The 19611-nt window shown below is 40.1% G+C and carries 12 protein-coding genes, 2 tRNA genes and 3 rRNA genes; 9 read left to right on the forward strand and 8 right to left on the reverse strand.

What is annotated here, in order from left to right; all coding sequences use genetic code 11:
* Window positions 1–25: 25 nt before the first annotated feature.
* Entirely contained in the window at window positions 26–1213 is a 1188-nt protein-coding gene (locus ACYIAR_RS05885; RefSeq protein ID WP_480332692.1) for a C1 family peptidase, read from the reverse strand.
* 113 nt (window positions 1214–1326) lie between these two features.
* Here ACYIAR_RS05885 and ACYIAR_RS05890 point away from each other — a divergent pair, with 113 nt between their 5' ends.
* Window positions 1327–2121 carry a pyrroline-5-carboxylate reductase family protein gene (locus ACYIAR_RS05890; RefSeq protein ID WP_480332695.1) on the forward strand — a complete coding sequence of 265 codons (795 nt, stop codon included), beginning with the start codon at window positions 1327–1329 and terminating at the stop codon, window positions 2119–2121.
* Between the two features lie 155 nt (window positions 2122–2276).
* On the opposite strand, the gene rrf is transcribed toward ACYIAR_RS05890, so the two are convergent.
* The 5 genes from rrf to ACYIAR_RS05915 all read right to left on the reverse strand — a co-directional run bounded on the left by rrf (window position 2277) and on the right by ACYIAR_RS05915 (window position 7424).
* Window positions 2277–2387: ribosomal RNA gene (rrf, locus tag ACYIAR_RS05895) — 5S ribosomal RNA — on the reverse strand.
* 154 nt (window positions 2388–2541) lie between these two features.
* A 23S ribosomal RNA gene (locus ACYIAR_RS05900) occupies window positions 2542–5417 on the reverse strand.
* A gap of 114 nt (window positions 5418–5531) precedes the next feature.
* Window positions 5532–5605: transfer RNA gene (locus ACYIAR_RS05905), tRNA-Ala, on the reverse strand.
* Window positions 5606–5694: 89 nt separating this feature from the next.
* Window positions 5695–5768, reverse strand: a tRNA-Ile gene (locus ACYIAR_RS05910).
* A gap of 123 nt (window positions 5769–5891) precedes the next feature.
* Window positions 5892–7424: ribosomal RNA gene (locus ACYIAR_RS05915) — 16S ribosomal RNA — on the reverse strand.
* Together the 16S, 23S and 5S rRNA genes with 2 tRNA genes alongside form the textbook arrangement of a ribosomal RNA operon.
* 881 nt (window positions 7425–8305) lie before the next feature.
* Here ACYIAR_RS05915 and ACYIAR_RS05920 point away from each other — a divergent pair.
* Window positions 8306–9976 (forward strand): putative transporter, encoded by a 1671-nt coding sequence (locus ACYIAR_RS05920; protein ID WP_480333566.1) that lies wholly within the window; start codon window positions 8306–8308, stop codon window positions 9974–9976.
* Here the strand turns inward: ACYIAR_RS05920 and ACYIAR_RS05925 are convergent.
* Window positions 9973–11169, reverse strand: a complete 1197-nt coding sequence (locus ACYIAR_RS05925) for a THUMP-like domain-containing protein (protein ID WP_480332697.1) — start codon at window positions 11167–11169, stop codon at window positions 9973–9975. The genes ACYIAR_RS05920 and ACYIAR_RS05925 overlap by 4 nt on opposite strands.
* A gap of 105 nt (window positions 11170–11274) precedes the next feature.
* On the opposite strand from ACYIAR_RS05925, the gene bcp reads away from it, so the two are divergent.
* The 7 genes from bcp (at window position 11275) to ACYIAR_RS05960 (ending at window position 18580) form a co-directional block, all read left to right on the forward strand.
* Complete coding sequence (gene bcp / locus ACYIAR_RS05930; RefSeq protein ID WP_480332699.1) at window positions 11275–11733, forward strand: thioredoxin-dependent thiol peroxidase; 459 nt, start codon at window positions 11275–11277, stop codon at window positions 11731–11733.
* A 28-nt stretch (window positions 11734–11761) separates the two neighbouring features.
* Window positions 11762–12811 (forward strand): recombinase RecA, encoded by a 1050-nt coding sequence (recA, locus tag ACYIAR_RS05935; protein WP_480332701.1) that lies wholly within the window; start codon window positions 11762–11764, stop codon window positions 12809–12811.
* Window positions 12812–12935: 124 nt separating this feature from the next.
* A complete protein-coding gene (locus ACYIAR_RS05940) occupies window positions 12936–13925 on the forward strand; it encodes a GNAT family N-acetyltransferase (RefSeq protein ID WP_480332703.1) in 990 nt (329 codons plus the stop codon).
* Complete coding sequence (vimE, locus tag ACYIAR_RS05945; protein ID WP_480332705.1) at window positions 13909–15219, forward strand: UDP-2,3-diacetamido-2,3-dideoxy-alpha-D-glucuronate deacetylase VimE; 1311 nt, start codon at window positions 13909–13911, stop codon at window positions 15217–15219. The genes ACYIAR_RS05940 and vimE overlap by 17 nt, the downstream gene beginning before the upstream one ends.
* The gene (locus ACYIAR_RS05950) at window positions 15216–16469 is read left to right on the forward strand and encodes a glycosyltransferase (RefSeq protein WP_480332707.1); all 1254 of its coding nucleotides are present in this window, start codon (window positions 15216–15218) and stop codon (window positions 16467–16469) included. The genes vimE and ACYIAR_RS05950 overlap by 4 nt, the downstream gene beginning before the upstream one ends.
* Window positions 16462–17589: a glycosyltransferase family 1 protein gene (locus tag ACYIAR_RS05955; protein ID WP_480332709.1), complete on the forward strand. Its 1128-nt coding sequence runs from the start codon at window positions 16462–16464 to the stop codon at window positions 17587–17589. Before ACYIAR_RS05950 ends, ACYIAR_RS05955 begins: the two co-directional genes overlap by 8 nt.
* On the forward strand, window positions 17579–18580 hold the full coding sequence (locus ACYIAR_RS05960; RefSeq protein ID WP_480332711.1) for a 50S ribosomal protein L11 methyltransferase: 1002 nt from the start codon (window positions 17579–17581) through the stop codon (window positions 18578–18580). The genes ACYIAR_RS05955 and ACYIAR_RS05960 overlap by 11 nt, the downstream gene beginning before the upstream one ends.
* Here ACYIAR_RS05960 and ACYIAR_RS05965 read toward each other — a convergent pair.
* Entirely contained in the window at window positions 18536–18946 is a 411-nt protein-coding gene (locus ACYIAR_RS05965) for a 2-amino-4-hydroxy-6-hydroxymethyldihydropteridine diphosphokinase (protein WP_480332713.1), read from the reverse strand. The genes ACYIAR_RS05960 and ACYIAR_RS05965 overlap by 45 nt on opposite strands.
* Window positions 18947–19611 lie beyond the last annotated feature (665 nt).

The raw sequence follows: 19611 nt of genomic DNA on the forward strand, positions 1-19611 counted from the left end.
TTTTCATATACATATATAATGAATATTACTTCAATCCTAATTTAGCTTTAATAGCAGCAGGGATTGCATCTTTGTGAACTACAATTGTCATAGTCTTATATTTCACAAATGTTTCAGAAGCATACCATGTTCCTTTGTACTTATTATCAGTTCCCCAAGAATTCTTAACCATATAGAATTTCTTTCCTGTCTGGTCTTTTGCTATACCATAAATAAGCATACCATGGTCGTCTGTAGTTTCATAGTTGTCATATGCTTCCTGACGCATTTCCTGAGTTACTTCGATTTCTTTACAAGGTTTTTCAATCATTTTCTGGATTTCCTTGTTTTTCTCAGATGCACTCAAGCCTAACCAACGATCCTGGTCTGAACCACTTCTTTCCATAGATTCAATATCCGGCATTACAGCAACGCCATTACGGTTAAAGCCTTTTTCACTTACGTCAGATGCCCAAGCTACGGTGTAACCATTGTTGATAGAATTATCAAATACCTGCATCAATTCATCAATAGGAAGATTGTATGAATTTGTCCAACGCCAGTTATCCTGAACTTCAATTGGGAATGCTGTATAGAATGGATGATGTGTATAAGATGTCAAAGAGACATAATTGTCTGCATCAATACCCAATTCATTAGCAAAGCTTTTTGGAGTATATTCTTTTCCTTTGTAAGTAAATTTCTCAGGAGTTTCACCAAGATAAGCATCGATTATACCATCAAAGCCTTTTTTCCACGCTGTTGAAAGCTTACGGTTAGGATTGCTTACAATAGCTTTCAGATAACCTGTAGCTGCAGCTTCCATTTCACCATGAGTATGCATCTTTTCTCCATAGTTTAGTCCTGTCATAACTTCTTCAGGAACTACACCATAATCACGAATAGCTCCAAGAACGTCATCGAAAGAACCACCTTGAGCAAAATTCAGACAGCCATGCAAACGAACATATTTCTCTGCTTTTTCCTTATAGTTTTGGCTTACAATGAACATTTCAGACAAATCATATTCACCTTTGCCCATACGAAGCAATTCTGATTCAATAAAACCAAGACCAGAGAAACACCAGCAAGTTCCTGTTCTGTTCTGATTCTTAACCGGAGTAATCTTTAACTCTTTCACTGGAGTGAAAACATACTCGTCCGCATTTTGTGCCTTAACACCTGAAAAAGCACAAGCCAGCAATAATGATGCTGCAACAACTGTTTTCTTCATACTAAAAGATATATTTGTTAACTATTAATTATTTCAGATAGCAAATATAAAGAAAAAGTAATTACTTTTGCTAAAAACTTATACTTTGTATAATTATTTCACTCAATTAATTTATGAAAATAACACTGATTGGTACCGGAAACATTGGTAGTTCCATTGTTCGCGGTTTGGCACAAGGCTCAATGCTTAGTGCAGCAGACATTACATGTACAGATCTTTTACCCGAAAACCTTGAAAGAATCAAAAAGGTTAATCCTGATTTTCAAACCACACAGGATAACAGGGAAGCTGTTAAAGAAGCAGACTATATTATTATTGCAGTAAAACCATGGAGAGTTGAATGTACACTGGCTGAAATTTGTCCGATTATTGATTTCAGTAAGCAGGCAATAATTTCTATTGCAGCAGGCGTTTCATTCGAACAATTACTTTCTTTTATTCCTAAAAACACAAAGAAAGTACATCCAACCCTATTCCGTGTAATACCAAATACTGCTATAAGCGTTATGAGCAGTATGACTTTTGTTGCTGCACATAATGCATCCCAAGAACAAACAGAAACAGTAATGAAAATGTTTGATGAATTGGGTAACGCTATGCTTATTGAAGAAAGGCTGATGAGCGCTGGGACAGCTCTTGCTTCATCCGGTATTGCTTTTGCATTACGTTATATTCGTGCAGCTATTGAAGGAGGAGTAGAACTTGGATTCTATCCGCAAGAAGCACAGGAAATAGTTACACATACAGTAAAAGGTGCTGTTGATTTGTTAATAGCAAATAAGACTAATCCTGAGGCTGAAATTGATAAGGTTACAACTCCTGGAGGTATCACAATCAAAGGTCTTAATGAAATGGAATTATCTGGCTTTACGTCTTCTGTAATTCGAGGATTAAAGGCCAGCAAATAATCATAATAATATTTCTAAGGAAACACTGCAGTGTTCCAAACCAAACATTGCAGTGTTTCTAAAATTTCTTCGCAGTGTTTTTACAATAACTACACTAAGTTTATAAACGAAAAAGAGACCCGATTCCTTGCGGAATCGAGTCTCTTCGCTTTCTAAAACGGCGGCTACCTACTCTCCCACTTTTACGCAGTACCATCGGCGTGATTGGGCTTAACTTCTCTGTTCGGAATGGGAAGAGGTGGAACCCCAATGCTATAACCACCTTAATATCTTTTTAAGGTCTTTAGTTTTTAAGTTTTTGAGTTTTTAAGTTTCTTACTCTTTAACTTAAAAGTTACATGTCTGTGACAATAAAGAGAGTTCTTTTAGTAGAACTAACACTGAACTTCCAGTGCCTTAAAATCTATCAATCCTTCCAATAAGGAAAAGTCTCGGGCAATTAGTACTACTCGGCTTTGACATCACTGTCTTTACACCTGTAGCCTATCAACGTCGTAGTCTACAACGACCCTCAGGGATATCTTATCTTGAGGCTGGCTTCGTACTTAGATGCTTTCAGCACTTATCCAATCCGAACTTAGATACCCGGCGGTGCACCTGGCGGTACAACCGGTAAACCAGCGGTTCGTCCAACACGGTCCTCTCGTACTAGTGTCAGAGCCCCTCAAATATCCTACGCCCACGATAGATAGAGACCGAACTGTCTCACGACGTTCTGAACCCAGCTCGCGTGCCACTTTAATGGGCGAACAGCCCAACCCTTGGGACCTTCTCCAGCCCCAGGATGTGACGAGCCGACATCGAGGTGCCAAACCATTCCGTCGATATGAGCTCTTGGGAATGATCAGCCTGTTATCCCCGGAGTACCTTTTATCCTTTGAGCGATGGCCCTTCCATACGGAACCACCGGATCACTATGCTCTAGTTTCCTACCTGATCGACTTGTATGTCTCCCAGTCAAGCACCCTTATGCCATTACACTCTGCGACCGGTTACCAATCGGTCTGAGGGTACCTTTAGAAGCCTCCGTTACGCTTTTGGAGGCGACCACCCCAGTCAAACTACCCACCATACAGTGTCCCCGCTTCTGCGGGTTAGAATTCAAACAATCAAAGGGTCGTATTTCAACGACGGCTCCACAAATACTGGCGTACCTGCTTCTTAGCCTCCGACCTATCCTACACATCAAGTGCCCAAATTCAATGTAAAGCTATAGTAAAGGTTCACGGGGTCTTTTCGTCCCATCGCGGGTAATCGGCATCTTCACCGATACTACAATTTCACCGAGCTCACGGTTGAGACAGTGCCCAGATCGTTACACCATTCGTGCAGGTCGGAACTTACCCGACAAGGAATTTCGCTACCTTAGGACCGTTATAGTTACGGCCGCCGTTTACTGGGGCTTCAATTCAATGCTTCTCTTGCGATGACATCTCCTCTTAACCTTCCAGCACCGGGCAGGTGTCAGGCTGTATACTTCATGTTAACTATTTCGCACAGCCATGTGTTTTTGTTAAACAGTCGCCTGGGCCTATTCTCTGCGGCCTGCCGAAGCAGGCGTCCTTTATCCCGAAGTTACAGGACCATTTTGCCTAGTTCCTTAACCGTGACTCACTCGAGCGCCTCAGTATTTTCAACCCAACTACGTGTGTCCGTTTGTGGTACGGGTACTTCATGAATATGTTTAGCGGATTTTCTAGGGAGCATGGTTACATCCATTTTGCCTTGTACAAGTACGCGGCATACTGTCAGGTTCGACTCTCTCTGCGGATTTGCCTACAGAAATCTTAATCTACACCCTTCAACCGGCTATTCCGTCAGCCGGCAGGACTGTCACTTCTCCGTCTCCACGTCACTCCATAAAGTAGTAACGGAATATTAACCGTTTCTTCCATCGGCTTCGCCGTTCGGCTTATCCTTAGGTCCCGACTTACCCTGATCCGATTAACGTTGATCAGGAAACCTTAGTCTTTCGGCGAGGAGGTTTCTCACCTCCTTTATCGTTACTTATACCTACATTTGCTTTTCCGGAAGCTCCAACAAAGGTCATCCTCTATCTTCAGCGCCGCCGGAATGCTCCCCTACCATCTCTTACGAGATCCACTGCTTCGGTAAATAGTTTTATGCCCGATTATTATCCACGCCAAACTCCTCGACTAGTGAGCTGTTACGCACTCTTTAAATGAATGGCTGCTTCCAAGCCAACATCCTAGCTGTCTCTGCAATCTGACTTCGTTAGTTCAACTTAACTATTATTTGGGGACCTTAGCAGGTGGTCTGGATTCTTCTCCTCTCGGACATGGACCTTAGCACCCATGCCCTCACTCCATGGCAATATATAACACGCATTCGGAGTTTATCTGGACTTGATAGGCGGTGAAGCCCTCGCATCCAATCAGTCGCTCTACCTCATGTTATACTAACCACAGGCTGCACCTAAATGCATTTCGGGGAGTACGAGCTATCTCCAAGTTTGATTAGCCTTTCACCCCTACCCTCAGCTCATTGGAACACTTTTCAACGTATACCCATTCGGACCTCCAGTTGGTGTTACCCAACCTTCATCCTGGCCAAGGGTAGATCACTTGGTTTCGCGTCTACTCCCAGTGACTATAACGCCCTATTAAGACTCGCTTTCGCTTCGGCTCCGTAACTTAATTACTTAACCTTGCCACTGAAAGTAACTCGTAGGTTCATTATGCAAAAGGCACGCCGTCACAGCACGAAGCTGCTCCGACCGCTTGTAGGCAGACGGGTTCAGGGTCTATTTCACTCCTCTGTTCGAGGTTCTTTTCACCTTTCCTTCACAGTACTGGTTCGCTATCGGTCTCTCGGGAGTATTTAGCCTTACGGGATGGGCCCCGCTGATTCACACAGGATTTCTCGTGTCCCGCGCTACTCAGGATTCCACTAGGCTTCGTTATCGATTCGTATACCGGGCTGTCACCGTCTTTGGCCGTTCTTTCCAAAACGTTCTACTTCGATAATTTCTTGCCACAGCGTGGTCCTACTACCCCGATATTGCCTAGACAACATCGGTTTGGGCTGTTCCGCGTTCGCTCGCCACTACTTGCGGAATCACTTTTGTTTTCTCTTCCTACGGGTACTTAGATGTTTCAGTTCCCCGCGTTCGCTTCTCTAACGAGATGGCAGGTCTTCAACCTGCCGGGTTGCCCCATTCGGAGATCCCGGGATCAGGGATTATTTGCATCTCCCCCGGGCTTTTCGCAGCTTATCACGTCCTTCTTCGCCTCCGAGAGCCAAGGCATCCACCGTCTGCCCTTGCTTACTTTTCCTTATCTGGTACATCAACGTACCGGATTGATATATCTTAAGCTTGCTCTACTTTTTAAAAACTTTCTCTTTATCGTCCAACATGTCAAAGATCTTATACCTTTTTCAAGGCTATGTGGAGAATAACGGATTCGAACCGTTGACCCTCTGCGTGCAAGGCAGATGCTCTAGCCAGCTGAGCTAATCCCCCGTTTTTTCATTTGCGGCTGCAAAGGTATGAAACTTTTTTCTTTTCCGCAAATAAAAAGGAAAGAAATTTTTCATCGTTTCTTTCCGGAGTAGTCCCAGGCAGAGTTGAACTGCCGACCTCTACATTATCAGTGTAGCGCTCTAACCAACTGAGCTATAGGACTGTCAACTTTGCCGGTTTCCCAGCTTCATCTTTCTCTTTTTCTATCTTTTTTTCATATATCCAACCGTAGTACAAGTGGAGATTCAATACCACTTGATAATCTTCACGGAAACTCTCGCTCCAGAAAGGAGGTGTTCCAGCCGCACCTTCCGGTACGGCTACCTTGTTACGACTTAGCCCCAGTCACCAGTTTTACCCTAGGCCGTTCCTTGCGGTTACAGACTTCAGGTACTCCCGGCTCCCATGGCTTGACGGGCGGTGTGTACAAGGCCCGGGAACGTATTCACCGCGCCATGGCTGATGCGCGATTACTAGCGAATCCAGCTTCACGGAGTCGAGTTGCAGACTCCGATCCGAACTGAGACGTGGTTTCGAGATTAGCTCCCTGTCGCCAGGTCGCAACTCTTTGTCCACGCCATTGTAACACGTGTGTCGCCCCGGATGTAAGGGCCGTGCTGATTTGACGTCATCCCCGCCTTCCTCACAGCTTACGCTGGCAGTCCCGCTAGAGTCCTCAACTTTACTTGTTAGTAACTAACGGCAAGGGTTGCGCTCGTTATGGCACTTAAGCCGACACCTCACGGCACGAGCTGACGACAACCATGCAGCACCTCGCAAGCGGTCATTGCTGAAAGAAGTGTTTCCACTCCGGTCCCCCTGCGTTCAAACCCGGGTAAGGTTCCTCGCGTATCATCGAATTAAACCACATGTTCCTCCGCTTGTGCGGGCCCCCGTCAATTCCTTTGAGTTTCACCGTTGCCGGCGTACTCCCCAGGTGGATTACTTAACGCTTTCGCTGTAGAGCTTACATTATATCGCAAACTCCTAGTAATCATCGTTTACTGCGTGGACTACCAGGGTATCTAATCCTGTTCGATACCCACGCTTTCGTGCTTCAGTGTCAGTTATGGTTTAGTAAGCTGCCTTCGCAATCGGAGTTCTGCGTAATATCTATGCATTTCACCGCTACACTACGCATTCCGCCTACCTCAAACACACTCAAGTCTCCCAGTATCAATGGCAATTTTATGGTTAAGCCACAAACTTTCACCGCTGACTTAAAAGACCACCTACGCACCCTTTAAACCCAATAAATCCGGATAACGCTCGCATCCTCCGTATTACCGCGGCTGCTGGCACGGAGTTAGCCGATGCTTATTCATGGGGTACATACAAGATCCCACACGTGGAATTTTTTATTCCCCTATAAAAGAAGTTTACAATCCATAGAACCTTCATCCTTCACGCGACTTGGCTGGTTCAGACTTCCGCCCATTGACCAATATTCCTCACTGCTGCCTCCCGTAGGAGTCTGGTCCGTGTCTCAGTACCAGTGTGGGGGACCTTCCTCTCAGAACCCCTATCCATCGTCGGTTTGGTGGGCCGTTACCCCGCCAACTGCCTAATGGAACGCATGCCTATCTATCAGCGATGAATCTTTAACAAATATTCCCATGCGGGACCCCTGTTTTATGCGGTATTAATTCATCTTTCGATGAGCTATCCCCCTCTGATAGGTAAGTTGCATACGCGTTACTCACCCGTGCGCCGGTCGCCGGCAATAGTTGGCAAGCCAACTATCCCGCTGCCCCTCGACTTGCATGTGTTAAGCCTGTCGCTAGCGTTCATCCTGAGCCAGGATCAAACTCTTCGTTGTTATAAATTGTTTATGTCTTATGCTCAAGATTCCGTTACTTCACGATTTATCAAGTATTGACGGTATTTATTCTCAAAATACTTGTACTACTTGTTGATATATGTAATATTTTCAAAGAACTTAGTCGCTATCGTTATTTTTGATTGCGGTTGCAAAGGTAAGAACTTTTATTTTAATCTTCCAAATTTTTTTCGGAAGTTTTTTTTGTTTTTTTCTTCAGCTTTCGGAATTTCGCTTGGATTTACCAACCTCACCTATCTCTGACAGAATTACTTTCCTTTACCTCTTCATCATGTTGACTACCGCATCTCTCTCGATTGCGGGTGCAAAAGTAGAACGGATTTTTGAATCTGCAAAATATTTTGGGAAGAATTTTTAAATTATTTTTAAGTTTGGCTGAGTATCAGTGGAATAGAAAGGGAAGTTTTTTTAGAAGACAAGTTGACGAGAAAACAAGATTACAAGATGATGGAGAAAAACATTACAAAATCATTTATGAACTTCTTCATAATAAATTCTACGATTCATAATTATAATAACCCCTATTCATCATATTAAATTTATTAACTCACCTAGGTGGGTTAATCGGCTCACCTAGGTGGATTGATTGGCTCACCTAGGTGAATCGATATTTTTATTACAATAAATTCAATATATGATTTAGTAGAACTATAATTATTAATTAGATAATTCAGGGATTACAAATAATTAGATAGTTTCAACTCACAATAAATGTTACCCGTTATATTTATTATTAAATCTATTTATGATAACATATCAGAAGTATGTGATTAATTGCAAAAAGATATTTCCAAAAGCCTATAAGAAGTATTTTACCAGTATTTTTTTGTAATTTTGCGCCCACTAAACAAAATTCTATGATAAATTGGTTTGAAGAAACATTCCTACAACCAACGATGGTGCAAGCTGTAACTATGATTTCAATAGTTTCTGCTGTAGGGCTATATTTGGGAAGAATTAAATTCTTCGGTGTTTCATTAGGTATTACGTTTGTATTTTTTGCCGGAATCCTAGCCGGTCATCTTGGAGTTGTCGTTAATAAGGACATGCTTTTGTTCGCACAAAGTTTTGGACTTATCATTTTCGTTTACACACTCGGTTTGCAGGTTGGTCCCAGCTTTTTCTCATCATTAAAAGAGGGCGGTGTTATATTAAACTCATTATCCATGGCTGTTGTTTTCATCGGCTTGGTAATGGCGTTAGTACTACATTATATAACAGATATTAGTCTTTCAGACATGATGGGGCTTCTTTCGGGAGCCGTAACAAACACTCCGGCACTTGGTGCAGCCCAACAAGCTCTTTTGCAGATTGACCCAACTAACACCAAAGGCGTTACCGACATGGCTCTTGCCTGTGCCGTAACATATCCGCTTGGAGTTGTAGGTGTAATCCTTGCTATAATACTTCTTAAAGCTCTTTTTGCAAAAAGAACTCAGGAAACGTCAAAAGCCATAAAAGATACACAAACTTATGTTGCTGAATTTTCAGTTTGTAATCCAGCCATATACGACAAGCAAATCAAGGATGTGATGAAACTTACGGATCGTCACTTCGTTATTTCAAGAGTGTGGAGAAAAGGGAAAGTAAGCATACCAACTTCTGACACGACTTTGGAACAGAACGACCATTTGCTGATTATTTCTGTAAAATCTGACGTTGAAAACATAAAAGTTTTATTTGGAGAACAGGAAAATGTTGACTGGAATAAGGAAGATATTGACTGGAATGCTATTGACAGCCAGCTTATTTCACGTAGAATCCTTGTATCAAGAAATAGAATCAATGGAGTAAAGTTAGGTTCGCTCAGACTTAGGAATCTGTATGGTATAAATATCACCCGAGTTAACAGAGCCGGAATTGACTTGTTTGCATCACCCGACCTTCGCCTTCAGATTGGAGATAAACTTACTATAGTTGGTGAAGCAAATGCTGTTAACAATGTTGGTAAAATATTGGGAGACGAAGTAAAACGACTTAAAAATCCAAATCTTCTTGCAGTGTTCGTAGGTCTTGCATTAGGAGTAATACTAGGTTCTATTCCTATTGCTATACCAGGTATGACAACTCCTGTAAAACTTGGTATTGCTGGTGGACCAATAATTGTCGGTATTCTGATGGGTGCATTTGGTCCTCGTTTCCATCTGACAACATACGCAACACAAAGTGCAAACTTGATGATGCGCCAGTTCGGTATCGTGATTTATCTTGCAGGACTGGGTATTGACGCAGGTGCACATTTCTTTGAGACTGTTTTCAGGGCTGAAGGTCTGTTATGGATAGGAATAGGTTTCCTTCTGACTATTATCCCAGTAATAATTGTTGGTATTATAGCTTCACAATTCCTCAAAGTGGATTATGCCCAGAATGTCGGTATGTTATGTGGAAGTATGGCAAATCCGATGGCATTGAACTATGCCAATACAACAGTTGAAGGAGATGAACCATCAGTTGCTTATGCAACAGTTTATCCCCTATCAATGTTTGTCCGAGTCATATTGGCACAAATAGTTCTCCTACTGTTAAGTTAGGAGAACACTCTATTACAACGTATAAATACTTTTTCGCCATTGAATAATGTTGTGGCGAAAATATATATATCACCGCCGTCCTTGATTTTACATTTCTTTCGCAGTTCATCAACCGAAAGAGGGAAATTACGGACGGCGATGTTTGCTTTAGGAACAGACTTCCCTATTGTTTTACACAACTTACTGCTGAATGGCAGAACTTCCTCAACTTTGAATATTCGCCCAGGGAAATCACTAACCATATCTAAGGATGTGTATAAATGACTATTTGAATGAAGTTTATCCAATCCATAATGAAAAGCAACAGACTTAAATGCTCCAGCCTTCATTATAGAAGAATTTGGTTCATACAGATATCCCAAAACATTATCTGAATATTTAACGTCTGAAATAGCTTCACTTTCCATCGTGAATGAAAACAAATCTTCCTTGCCTGAAGAATTATAATTTACACAAACCACAGGAACACTACTCCTATTTACCGTTTCTCTTTCCAAAACAAACAAAAGCTCCTTGCATTCATTCTTTACTGAAATAACATGTATCTCAGAAACTGACGGCAACAAGTCCATTGTCTGACGTATATCAGCCATTGGAGAAATTTTAGCTATAACACGAGGAGATTTCTTATACAAATAAGGTAAAAGAACTGTCAAATCAGGTTCGCAATCATTAAGAGCATATACTCGTTTGTTTCCGTCGCCTCTACGTGCCGGGTCAATATAGAACACATCTACTTCAGGCAAATCAGCGACAGACTGAGCTGAGTCTTCATTTATTACAGTTATATTCTCAGCACTAAGAAATATAAAATTATCACGCGCCGCATCACAATATTCGGCATAGCGCTCCATATAAATTACAGACTTCACTTTTCGTGAAAAGAAAAATGAATCAATTCCCAAACCTCCGGTGAGGTCACATAATATATCATCAGCTCCAACCAGGCGTTGTTTGTACATTGCAGTTACTTCTGAAGAACATTGCTCTGCCGTAATTTTAGCAGGAAAGATCAAATTATCGTTAGCGAACCACGAAGGCAACTTATCCTTTATCTGCCGGCGAGACAAAATCTGCTCAACCAGAAAAGGTATATTCAAATCCGGGAAACGCGAAGCCGAAAGCAAAAGTTTATTCACATCATCAGATGCATGTTCGCGCAAAAATTCTTTTTGTTCCAATGTCAGTTTCATTATGCAAAGATATGATTTTGGAAAATAGAATAAGAATTATAAGACTTATCTTAAAATAAAATTGTATATTTGCTTAATATAAAACGAATTTAAAACATATAAAATATGGCACTTAACATTGGAGATAAAGCTCCTGAAATATTGGGAACTGACGAAAACGGTAAAGAAATCAAACTTAGTGATTTCAAAGGAAAGAAACTTGCTCTTTATTTCTATCCGAAAGACAATACATCCGGTTGTACAGCTGAAGCATGCAGCTTGCGTGACGGCTATGAAGAATTGCAGAAAGCCGGTTATGAAATTGTCGGCGTCAGCAAAGACAGTGCAAAGTCACACCAGAATTTCATTGCCAAGCAGAATCTTCCTTTCCGTCTGATTGCTGATACAGAAACAACACTTCAGCAGCAGTTTGGCGTATGGGCTGAAAAAAAGATGTGCGGCAGAACTTATATGGGAACTTTACGCACCACTTTCATCATTGATGAAAACGGAGTTATTGAAAAGATATTCGGTCCAAAAGAAGTGAAAACTAAGGACCACGCAAACCAAATCTTAGGAAAATAATATTCAGAAAACTAAACCAAACGAAAAAATGGCAAAAGAAGAAAATATCTTTGAAAACAACGCGCCGGAAAATGGAGGAAAGCCTGCTATCAATGCAGACAAACTGAAAGCCCTGCGTGCAGCTATGGAAAAGATAGAGAAAAACTATGGTAAAGGCTCTATCATGAAACTCGGAGATGAACATATCGAAAATATAGAAGTCATCCCTAGTGGTTCAATTGCTTTGAATGCTGCACTCGGAGTTGGAGGTTATCCAAAAGGACGAATCATTGAGATTTACGGTCCGGAATCTTCAGGTAAGACAACATTGGCAATCCACGCTATTGCAGAAGCTCAAAAGGCTGGCGGTATCGCAGCATTCATTGACGCAGAACATGCTTTCGACCGTTTCTACGCAGAAAAACTTGGTGTTGATGTTGACAATCTTTGGATTTCACAGCCGGATAGCGGTGAGCAGGCTTTGGAAATTGCAGAACAGCTTATTCGTTCATCAGCTGTTGACATCGTAGTTGTTGACTCTGTTGCAGCTCTTACTCCAAAAGCTGAATTGGAAGGAGACATGGGCGACAGCAAAATGGGCTTGCAAGCTCGATTGATGTCACAAGCATTGCGTAAGCTTACTGCTGCAATCAACAAAACAAATACAACTTGTATTTTCATCAACCAGTTGCGTGATAAAATCGGTGTAATGTTCGGTAATCCAGAAACAACTACCGGTGGTAATGCATTGAAATTCTACGCTTCAGTTCGTCTTGATATCCGCAGAATCGGACAGTTGAAAGACGGTGAAGAAGTGAAAGGTAACCAGGTGAGAGTAAAAGTTGTGAAAAACAAGGTGGCACCACCTTTCCGCAAAGCAGAATTCGATATTATGTTCGGCGAAGGTATTTCTAAATCCGGTGAAATTATCGACCTTGGAACAGAACTTAATATCATAAAGAAAAGCGGTTCATGGTACAGCTACAATGACACAAAACTGGGACAAGGACGCGACGCGGCAAAACAGTGTGTGGCTGACAATCCGGAATTGGCAGAAGAATTGTCAAATCTGATATTCGAAGCATTGCACGATAAATAACTTTCAGGAGACAAGTTGACAAGTGAACAAGTTGACTAGCTTTTCAATAGAAAAGGCTGTTACTTTTTCTTGTCAACTTGTTTCTTGTTATTTCTATCAAATAAACAAAAATACTTCATTCAAAATGACAGATAAGCAGCAATATCGTTTGTTATGCCAAACAGAAGAATCAATTCCTATTTATTCCAGGGATTGGTGGCTTGATATTGTTTGCGGAACAAATAATTGGAACGTATTGCTTGCCACAAAAAAGAATGGAGAAATAATTTCAGCATTCCCTTATTTTGAACCATGCCGAGGAGTTATCACAATGCCTTTCTACACTCAAACCATGGGTCCGTGGTTTTCTCCGGCAAATAGTAAAGAAACTTATAGGAAGAAAGTAACTCAAAGGCAAGACATACTGAAGCTGTTTATTTCCGAACTTAACAAAACAGATTTTTTCCATCAGAATTTCAATTATGAAATAACAGACTGGCTACCTTTCTATTGGGATGGTTACAAACAAACTACACGTTATACATATATCCTCAATAATATAAAGGAACATGAATCTGTATGGCTTCAGATGAGTTCCAATATCAGAAGAAATATCACAAAGGCACAGGATAAAAATAAAATAACAGTAAAGAAAAATATTCCTATTGAAGATTTCCTAAAGGTTCAAAGCCTGACATTTAAAAGACAAAATCTTAATAGTCCTAAAGGAGAAAATGTGCTCATAAAGCTGATAAAGGAAAGCAGAAAAAGAAAACAAGGAGATATTTGGGGCGGCTATGACGAACAAGGGAATTTGCATGCTGCAGCATTCATTGTTTGGCAACAAAGTTCAGCCTATTACATTGCCGGCGGCGGAAATCCCAAACTAAGAGATTCCGGAGCGCATGCGCTTGTTCTTTGGACAGCGATAAAAGAATTATCAGCTATAACCGACAGATTCGACTTCGAAGGCTCTATGATTCCGGGAGTTGAAAGATTTTTTAGGGAATTTGGGGCAAAACAATATCCTTTCTTCACAATAAACAAAGGGAATTTAAGTTTATTAAATAGGATTAAGATAAAACTATCCTATTTGATAAAGAATTTTAGCAAAGCAAATGCAAGGAACAATTGAATATATCATAAAGTTTCTGATTGGGACAGAACAAACCGGCAGTTTATATGGAAAAATTGGATATACATCAGACAGAAATCTGTTTGAGAAATATTCTGTAGTGATTATTCCTTCCGGATTTTTCGACTCCGGTATTTATGGAACTGCATCATCTATCCCATCATTTCCTCTTGAATATGTTGATGGAGTGCCACTACTTTTCGGCTCAAACCGAAAAGAATGGTATGACGGCACATTATTAATATATGCAGATATCATAGCAAGTTCCTACTTTCTGATGACAAGATATGAGGAAATTGTAAAAAGAAACATAAGAGATATTCACGGACGATTTCCGGGAAAAGAATCTACTCCTTATAAAGGCAATTTCCTAAACAGACCGATAATCGAGGAATATGGTTCGTTGCTCAGAAACTGGCTTAGAGAAGTTTATAGCGACAAGGAAATAAAAGAACCCGAAAAAGGATTTCAAAAAATATGGCTTACCCACGATGTTGACGCTCCATTCTTTTGCAAATCGATACGCAATCTTCTAAGAGAAACGATTAAGGGCTGCGGACTGAAGAATGCTTGGCGAATGTATCGGGATAAATACGAAAATGACCCTTATTTCACATTCCCATGGTTCACCGAACAAGAAAAAGAACTAAAAAAGAAAAAAGGAGAACTATGCCAAACTATCTACTTCATAAAAGGTGGAGGAAACAGCAAAGTAGACAAACCTTTTTATTACAAAAACTCAAAATCTATCAGCAAAGTTTGTGAAATATGCGGAGCCGACAATAATATATTAGGTCTTCATACCAGCTATTCTTCAAGTATTAATCCAGCAAACATAACAAAGGAGAAATATAATCTTGAAAAGATATGCGGCAAAGAAATAACATTCAACAGGCATCATTTCCTTTGCTGTCGTGAACCTGAAGATTTGGATGAACTGGAAAAAGCGGGAATAACAGATGATTTCACTATGGGATATGCAGACGTGAACGGATTCCGACTAGGAACATGCCGCCCCGTAAGATGGATAAATCCTCTTACCAAAAGGCTTTCGGACCTTGTGCTGCATCCGCTGACTTGCATGGACGTTACCTTTAGCGAAAAAAGCTATATGGCAATGAGTGAAACTGAAGCAATAGAATATTGCATTAATATTGTCAAATCAATATACGAACACAATGGCGAAGTTGTTTTGCTTTGGCACAATGAGAATATCAGTGATTTTATGACAAAAGGGAATTTCAATCATCGCCATGTTTATAAAACAATATTAGAAACTCTGAGTAACTTATGAAAATATTGATATTATGTGATATGTTTCCACCGGCTTTTGCTCCGAGAATGGGATATTTATGCAAATACCTTAAAAGAGCAGGATGGAGACCTTATGTCGTTACAGAACAGATAAACGAAAATATGTTTGCCTTTCTTGCTGACGGAATATCTGTTTCATATGTTAATTACTACCACTTCAAGAATCCGGTTTTGAACAAACTGGAATGGATAATTACATTCTTTCTTGATTTCTTTTTCCATTTTAAAGACAGAAGAATGTATAATGCAGCCAAAAGATATGTTGAAAAGGAAAATATAGAAGCTGTTCTGTGCAGCACTTACCGAACTTTTCCACTTCCTGCCGCACTCAGGATTGCAAAGGAATATAATCTTCCTTTAATTGCAGACCTGAGAGATATTGTTGAACAATACGCATCAGATGAATATATATCAAAAAAGTTTCATACTTTCCCGGCTCTCGACAGATTGATTGTGAAATGTTTCAAGAATCATTTGCTGAAAAATCGCAACAAAGTTATAGAATCGGCAGACTGCGTTACTACTGTTTCAACCTGGCATGTGGAAACTCTTAGCAAATACAATAAGAATACTCGTCTGATATATAACGGATATGACCCGGAACTTTTCTATCCGTCACACCCGACAACAAAGAAGTTTATTCTATCATATACAGGAAGAATTCTCAGTTTGGGAATCAGAGACCCGCGGCCATTATTTGAAGCGATTGAAAGATTACACAATAATAATCTGATATCACCGGAAACGCTTCGTATGGCTTGGTATGTTGATTCAAATTCTGAGGCAATATTGAGAGAAGAATCTGCAAAATACAATGTATGCCAATATATGGACTATCATCCATATATTCCTGCAAACGAAATACCACAGCTTCTGCACAATAGCAGTATTCTTCTGCAAATAGCTAATAAATGTGACGATAATGGTCCGAAAGGAATTATGTCCACCAAACTATTCGAAGCCATGGCAACAGAAAAACCTCTGCTTTGTGTGCGCAGTGACGAAAGCTGCTTGGAAGAAACTATCCGGAAAACAAAAACCGGAGCAAGCGCAAGAAATGCAGATGAAGCTTATGACTTTATCCTGGAGAAGTATGAACAATGGAAAAAACAAGGATACACTTCCGTATCGCCGGATAAAGAAGCGGTTGAGAGATTCTCTCGCAAAAAACAAGCTGACGAATTTATGTCTATCTTTACCGAACTAATTCAAAAGAAAAGGAATGGATAAATATCTGAACATTATATCTCTGAATATTCCATGGCCTGCCAACTATGGCGGAGTGCTCGACATATATTATAAAATGAAAGCTTTGCACGAATGTGGTGTAAAAATCATTTTGCATTGTTTCGAATATGAAAGACCAAGAACTTCGGAACTGGAAAAGATATGCCACGAAGTGCATTATTATAAAAGAAGAACCGGACTTCTGCCCAATCTCACATATCTGCCATACAACGTATATGGAAGAAAAGACAAGAATCTGATAAAGAATCTGCTGAAAAACGATTATCCTATTCTTTTCGAAGGACTTCACTCCTGTTATTATCTCAGCGACAAACGTCTGAGAAACAGATTTAAGATTTTCCGTGAATGCAATATCGAGCATGACTATTACAATGCTTTGTCGTATTCTACCGACAATATTATAAAGAAAAGTTTCTTCAAACTCGAAGGTCTAAGATTCCGTCTATTCCAGAAAAATGTGAAATGGGCAGACTTGCTCATATCTGTTTCCACTACAGATGCAGATTATCTTAGAAAAGTATTTCCGGAGAAAAAGGTTGAATTTATCCCATGCTTTCATGCGAACGAGAAAATAACAACTTTGACAGGGAAATCAAATTATATACTTTATCACGGTAAATTGTCCGTTCCGGAAAATGAAAAGGCAGTTCTTTTCCTCATCAAAAATGTGTTCTGCAAACTGAAACACAAATGTATAGTAGCAGGAATGGACCCGTCTGATGATATATATAAAGCAGCATCTTCTTATAATAATATAGAAATTATCCCCAATCCGGAACAAAACAAAATGGAAGAGCTTATCAGTCAGGCTCAGATTCATACGTTGGTAACTTTCCAGGACACAGGACTGAAACTTAAACTGCTTAACAGTCTGTTTGGCGGACGTCATACTTTAGTAAACTCACTTATGCTTGCCGGAAGCGGGCTTGACAGTCTTTGCCGCATTGCAAACACACCGGAGGAAATGATAAGCGAATGTAATCGTCTGATGGAAATTCCTGTGGATGAAAAGATTATTGCACAACGTGAAAAACTTCTTTTCCCTGCTTTCTCAAACAAAGAGCAGGCAAAGAAACTGATAAAAATGATTTATGGAGAATAAAAACATATACGATTCTGCATGCCAACTGGCTGATAAACTGACAAAGATTGATTTCGGGAAATTGCCTATAAGCGATTATAACAAGGCTTATATCAATCGTCTGAAACCGGCTTTTCATTACTATATGAGTATTTACGCCAGATGTATTGCCCTAGGACTTGAATCGTTTAAAGGTAATATAAACGAAACTACTCTTGTGGATTTCGGTGGCGGAAGCGGATTTCTCAGCATTTTTGCCAGTTATCTTGGATTCAGAAATATAATATATGTTGATATAAATCCTAAATCTGTACAAACTGTATCTGTCCTTAAAGAGGAGACCGGTTACGGACCAAACACCGTAATTGAAGGTTCGTCTGCCGCCTTAGCCAAATGGTGCGCAGAAAACAACGTTTCTCCACATTTGCTGATTGCCACTGATTTAATCGAGCATGTGTATGATTTAAATCCTATGTTCGACGAATTATCTGCCATAAACAATCAAATGGCAATGATATTCACAACAGCCTCAACGCCTTTCAACCCAATTGTGAAAAGAAGATTGCACAAAGCAATGGTGGCTTGTGAAAAAGGAAATATGGAAAATCCCAATTACTATACTTTGAGATTTGATTTCATAAAAAAGGAATTACCGAATGCCTCGGATGATGAAGTCGCAAAATTGGCAGAACTGACCAGAGGAATGATTTTCCAGGATATAAGGAAAGCTATCGAATCAAACAATTTCCCTCAAACGGCAGACCGTTATAACACTTGCGACCCAAGAAACGGAAACTGGATGGAAAGAATTCTTCCTATTTCTTCCTATGAAGAATTAGGCAAAAAACACGGATATACAATAAACGTGGAAAAAGGATTTTACAATGTAAGGCGCAATAAACCTTTAGCCGCAACATTATGCAAAGCCATAAATTGTTTTATCCGGAAAAGCGGAAAAGCAGGATTTTCACTTGCTCCTTTCATCATTCTGCAATTCAGCTTCAAGAGATAAAAGTCCATTCATAACATATTCCCGCTTCATATCTCCGGGTTTCAGAATGCAATCATTCCACTGCAGAAGGTCAATATCCAGTGATATTTTCCCGATTATTTTGCTTTCTGCAGTGCGTCCGCTTTCCCTTTCCAAAGACTTGAAGAAAGAAACAAGCTCGTCTTTCAAGTAATCAGTATCAGCTATGGCTACGCAATTCAGAAACAAATCCTCACAATGCCAATTACATGGCTTGGTATAGACAGCCTTCGAAAATACTATATCAGGCAACAGTTTCCTCAACTCATCACAAGCCCAGTCAATATTCTTCTTTGGTGATAAATTGGAACCTAACGATAATATTATTCTGTTTCTTCCTTTATTCATATTGTTAAAATCCTCTCTCCTATACAAAATCAAAACAAGTTTTTATTTTGCTCTTCCGAGCCGCGTCTTATCATATGTAAAGATAAGCAAACTTGCCCGATAAAGAATTGATTTAGGAAGAATATATGATCATATTAATCAATAAAGGGTGTGGCATAATTTATCCATGAATAATGCAGATTACATTATTTTCTAAATAACGTGAGTTCGACGAATTAAAAATGCTAACAGATTTGGAGAATGAATTATTCCGAGAAAAAGGACATAAAATTAAGGCTGAAAGCCTTTTTATAGCCCAGGGCGTGAGCCCTGGGTCACAGACACATAATAAAACAAAGCTCTGAAGGAGCGACACAATGTTCTGTTATGGTTTCATCGTTAATAGAGAGTCGCTCTTTCAGAGCTTAGAACGGATGGTGGTTGCATTTACCCAGGGCTCACGCCCTGGGCTATACAAATCAGTCAAATGCCTGATTTGACAAGGCTTTCAGCCTTGATTGATAGATCAGAATTCGTCGAACTCACGTTAGATATTGACTGAAAGCCTAATAATCCCAAACAACTACAATTAAGTTTAAAACTAAAGCTCAGTTTTTATAAATCATGTCTTAGTTTTTACAAACTGAAACTAAGATTGAAAAAACTAAGCTTTAGTTTTAAGAATA

The sequence above is a fragment of the Parabacteroides sp. KHUB-01 genome (assembly GCF_056640935.1).

Bases quoted from the DNA above. Each gene is read 5' to 3' on its own strand.
- ACYIAR_RS05950 (WP_480332707.1), top strand. From the start codon at position 15,216: ATGAAAATATTGATATTATGTGATATGTTTCCACCGGCTTTTGCTCCG.
- vimE (WP_480332705.1), top strand. From the start codon at position 13,909: ATGCAAGGAACAATTGAATATATCATAAAGTTTCTGATTGGGACAGAA.
- ACYIAR_RS05925 (WP_480332697.1), bottom strand. From the start codon at position 11,169: ATGAAACTGACATTGGAACAAAAAGAATTTTTGCGCGAACATGCATCT.
- recA (WP_480332701.1), top strand. From the start codon at position 11,762: ATGGCAAAAGAAGAAAATATCTTTGAAAACAACGCGCCGGAAAATGGA.
- ACYIAR_RS05955 (WP_480332709.1), top strand. From the start codon at position 16,462: ATGGATAAATATCTGAACATTATATCTCTGAATATTCCATGGCCTGCC.
- ACYIAR_RS05940 (WP_480332703.1), top strand. From the start codon at position 12,936: ATGACAGATAAGCAGCAATATCGTTTGTTATGCCAAACAGAAGAATCA.
- ACYIAR_RS05885 (WP_480332692.1), bottom strand. From the start codon at position 1,213: ATGAAGAAAACAGTTGTTGCAGCATCATTATTGCTGGCTTGTGCTTTT.
- ACYIAR_RS05960 (WP_480332711.1), top strand. From the start codon at position 17,579: ATGGAGAATAAAAACATATACGATTCTGCATGCCAACTGGCTGATAAA.
- bcp (WP_480332699.1), top strand. From the start codon at position 11,275: ATGGCACTTAACATTGGAGATAAAGCTCCTGAAATATTGGGAACTGAC.
- ACYIAR_RS05965 (WP_480332713.1), bottom strand. From the start codon at position 18,946: ATGAATAAAGGAAGAAACAGAATAATATTATCGTTAGGTTCCAATTTA.
- ACYIAR_RS05890 (WP_480332695.1), top strand. From the start codon at position 1,327: ATGAAAATAACACTGATTGGTACCGGAAACATTGGTAGTTCCATTGTT.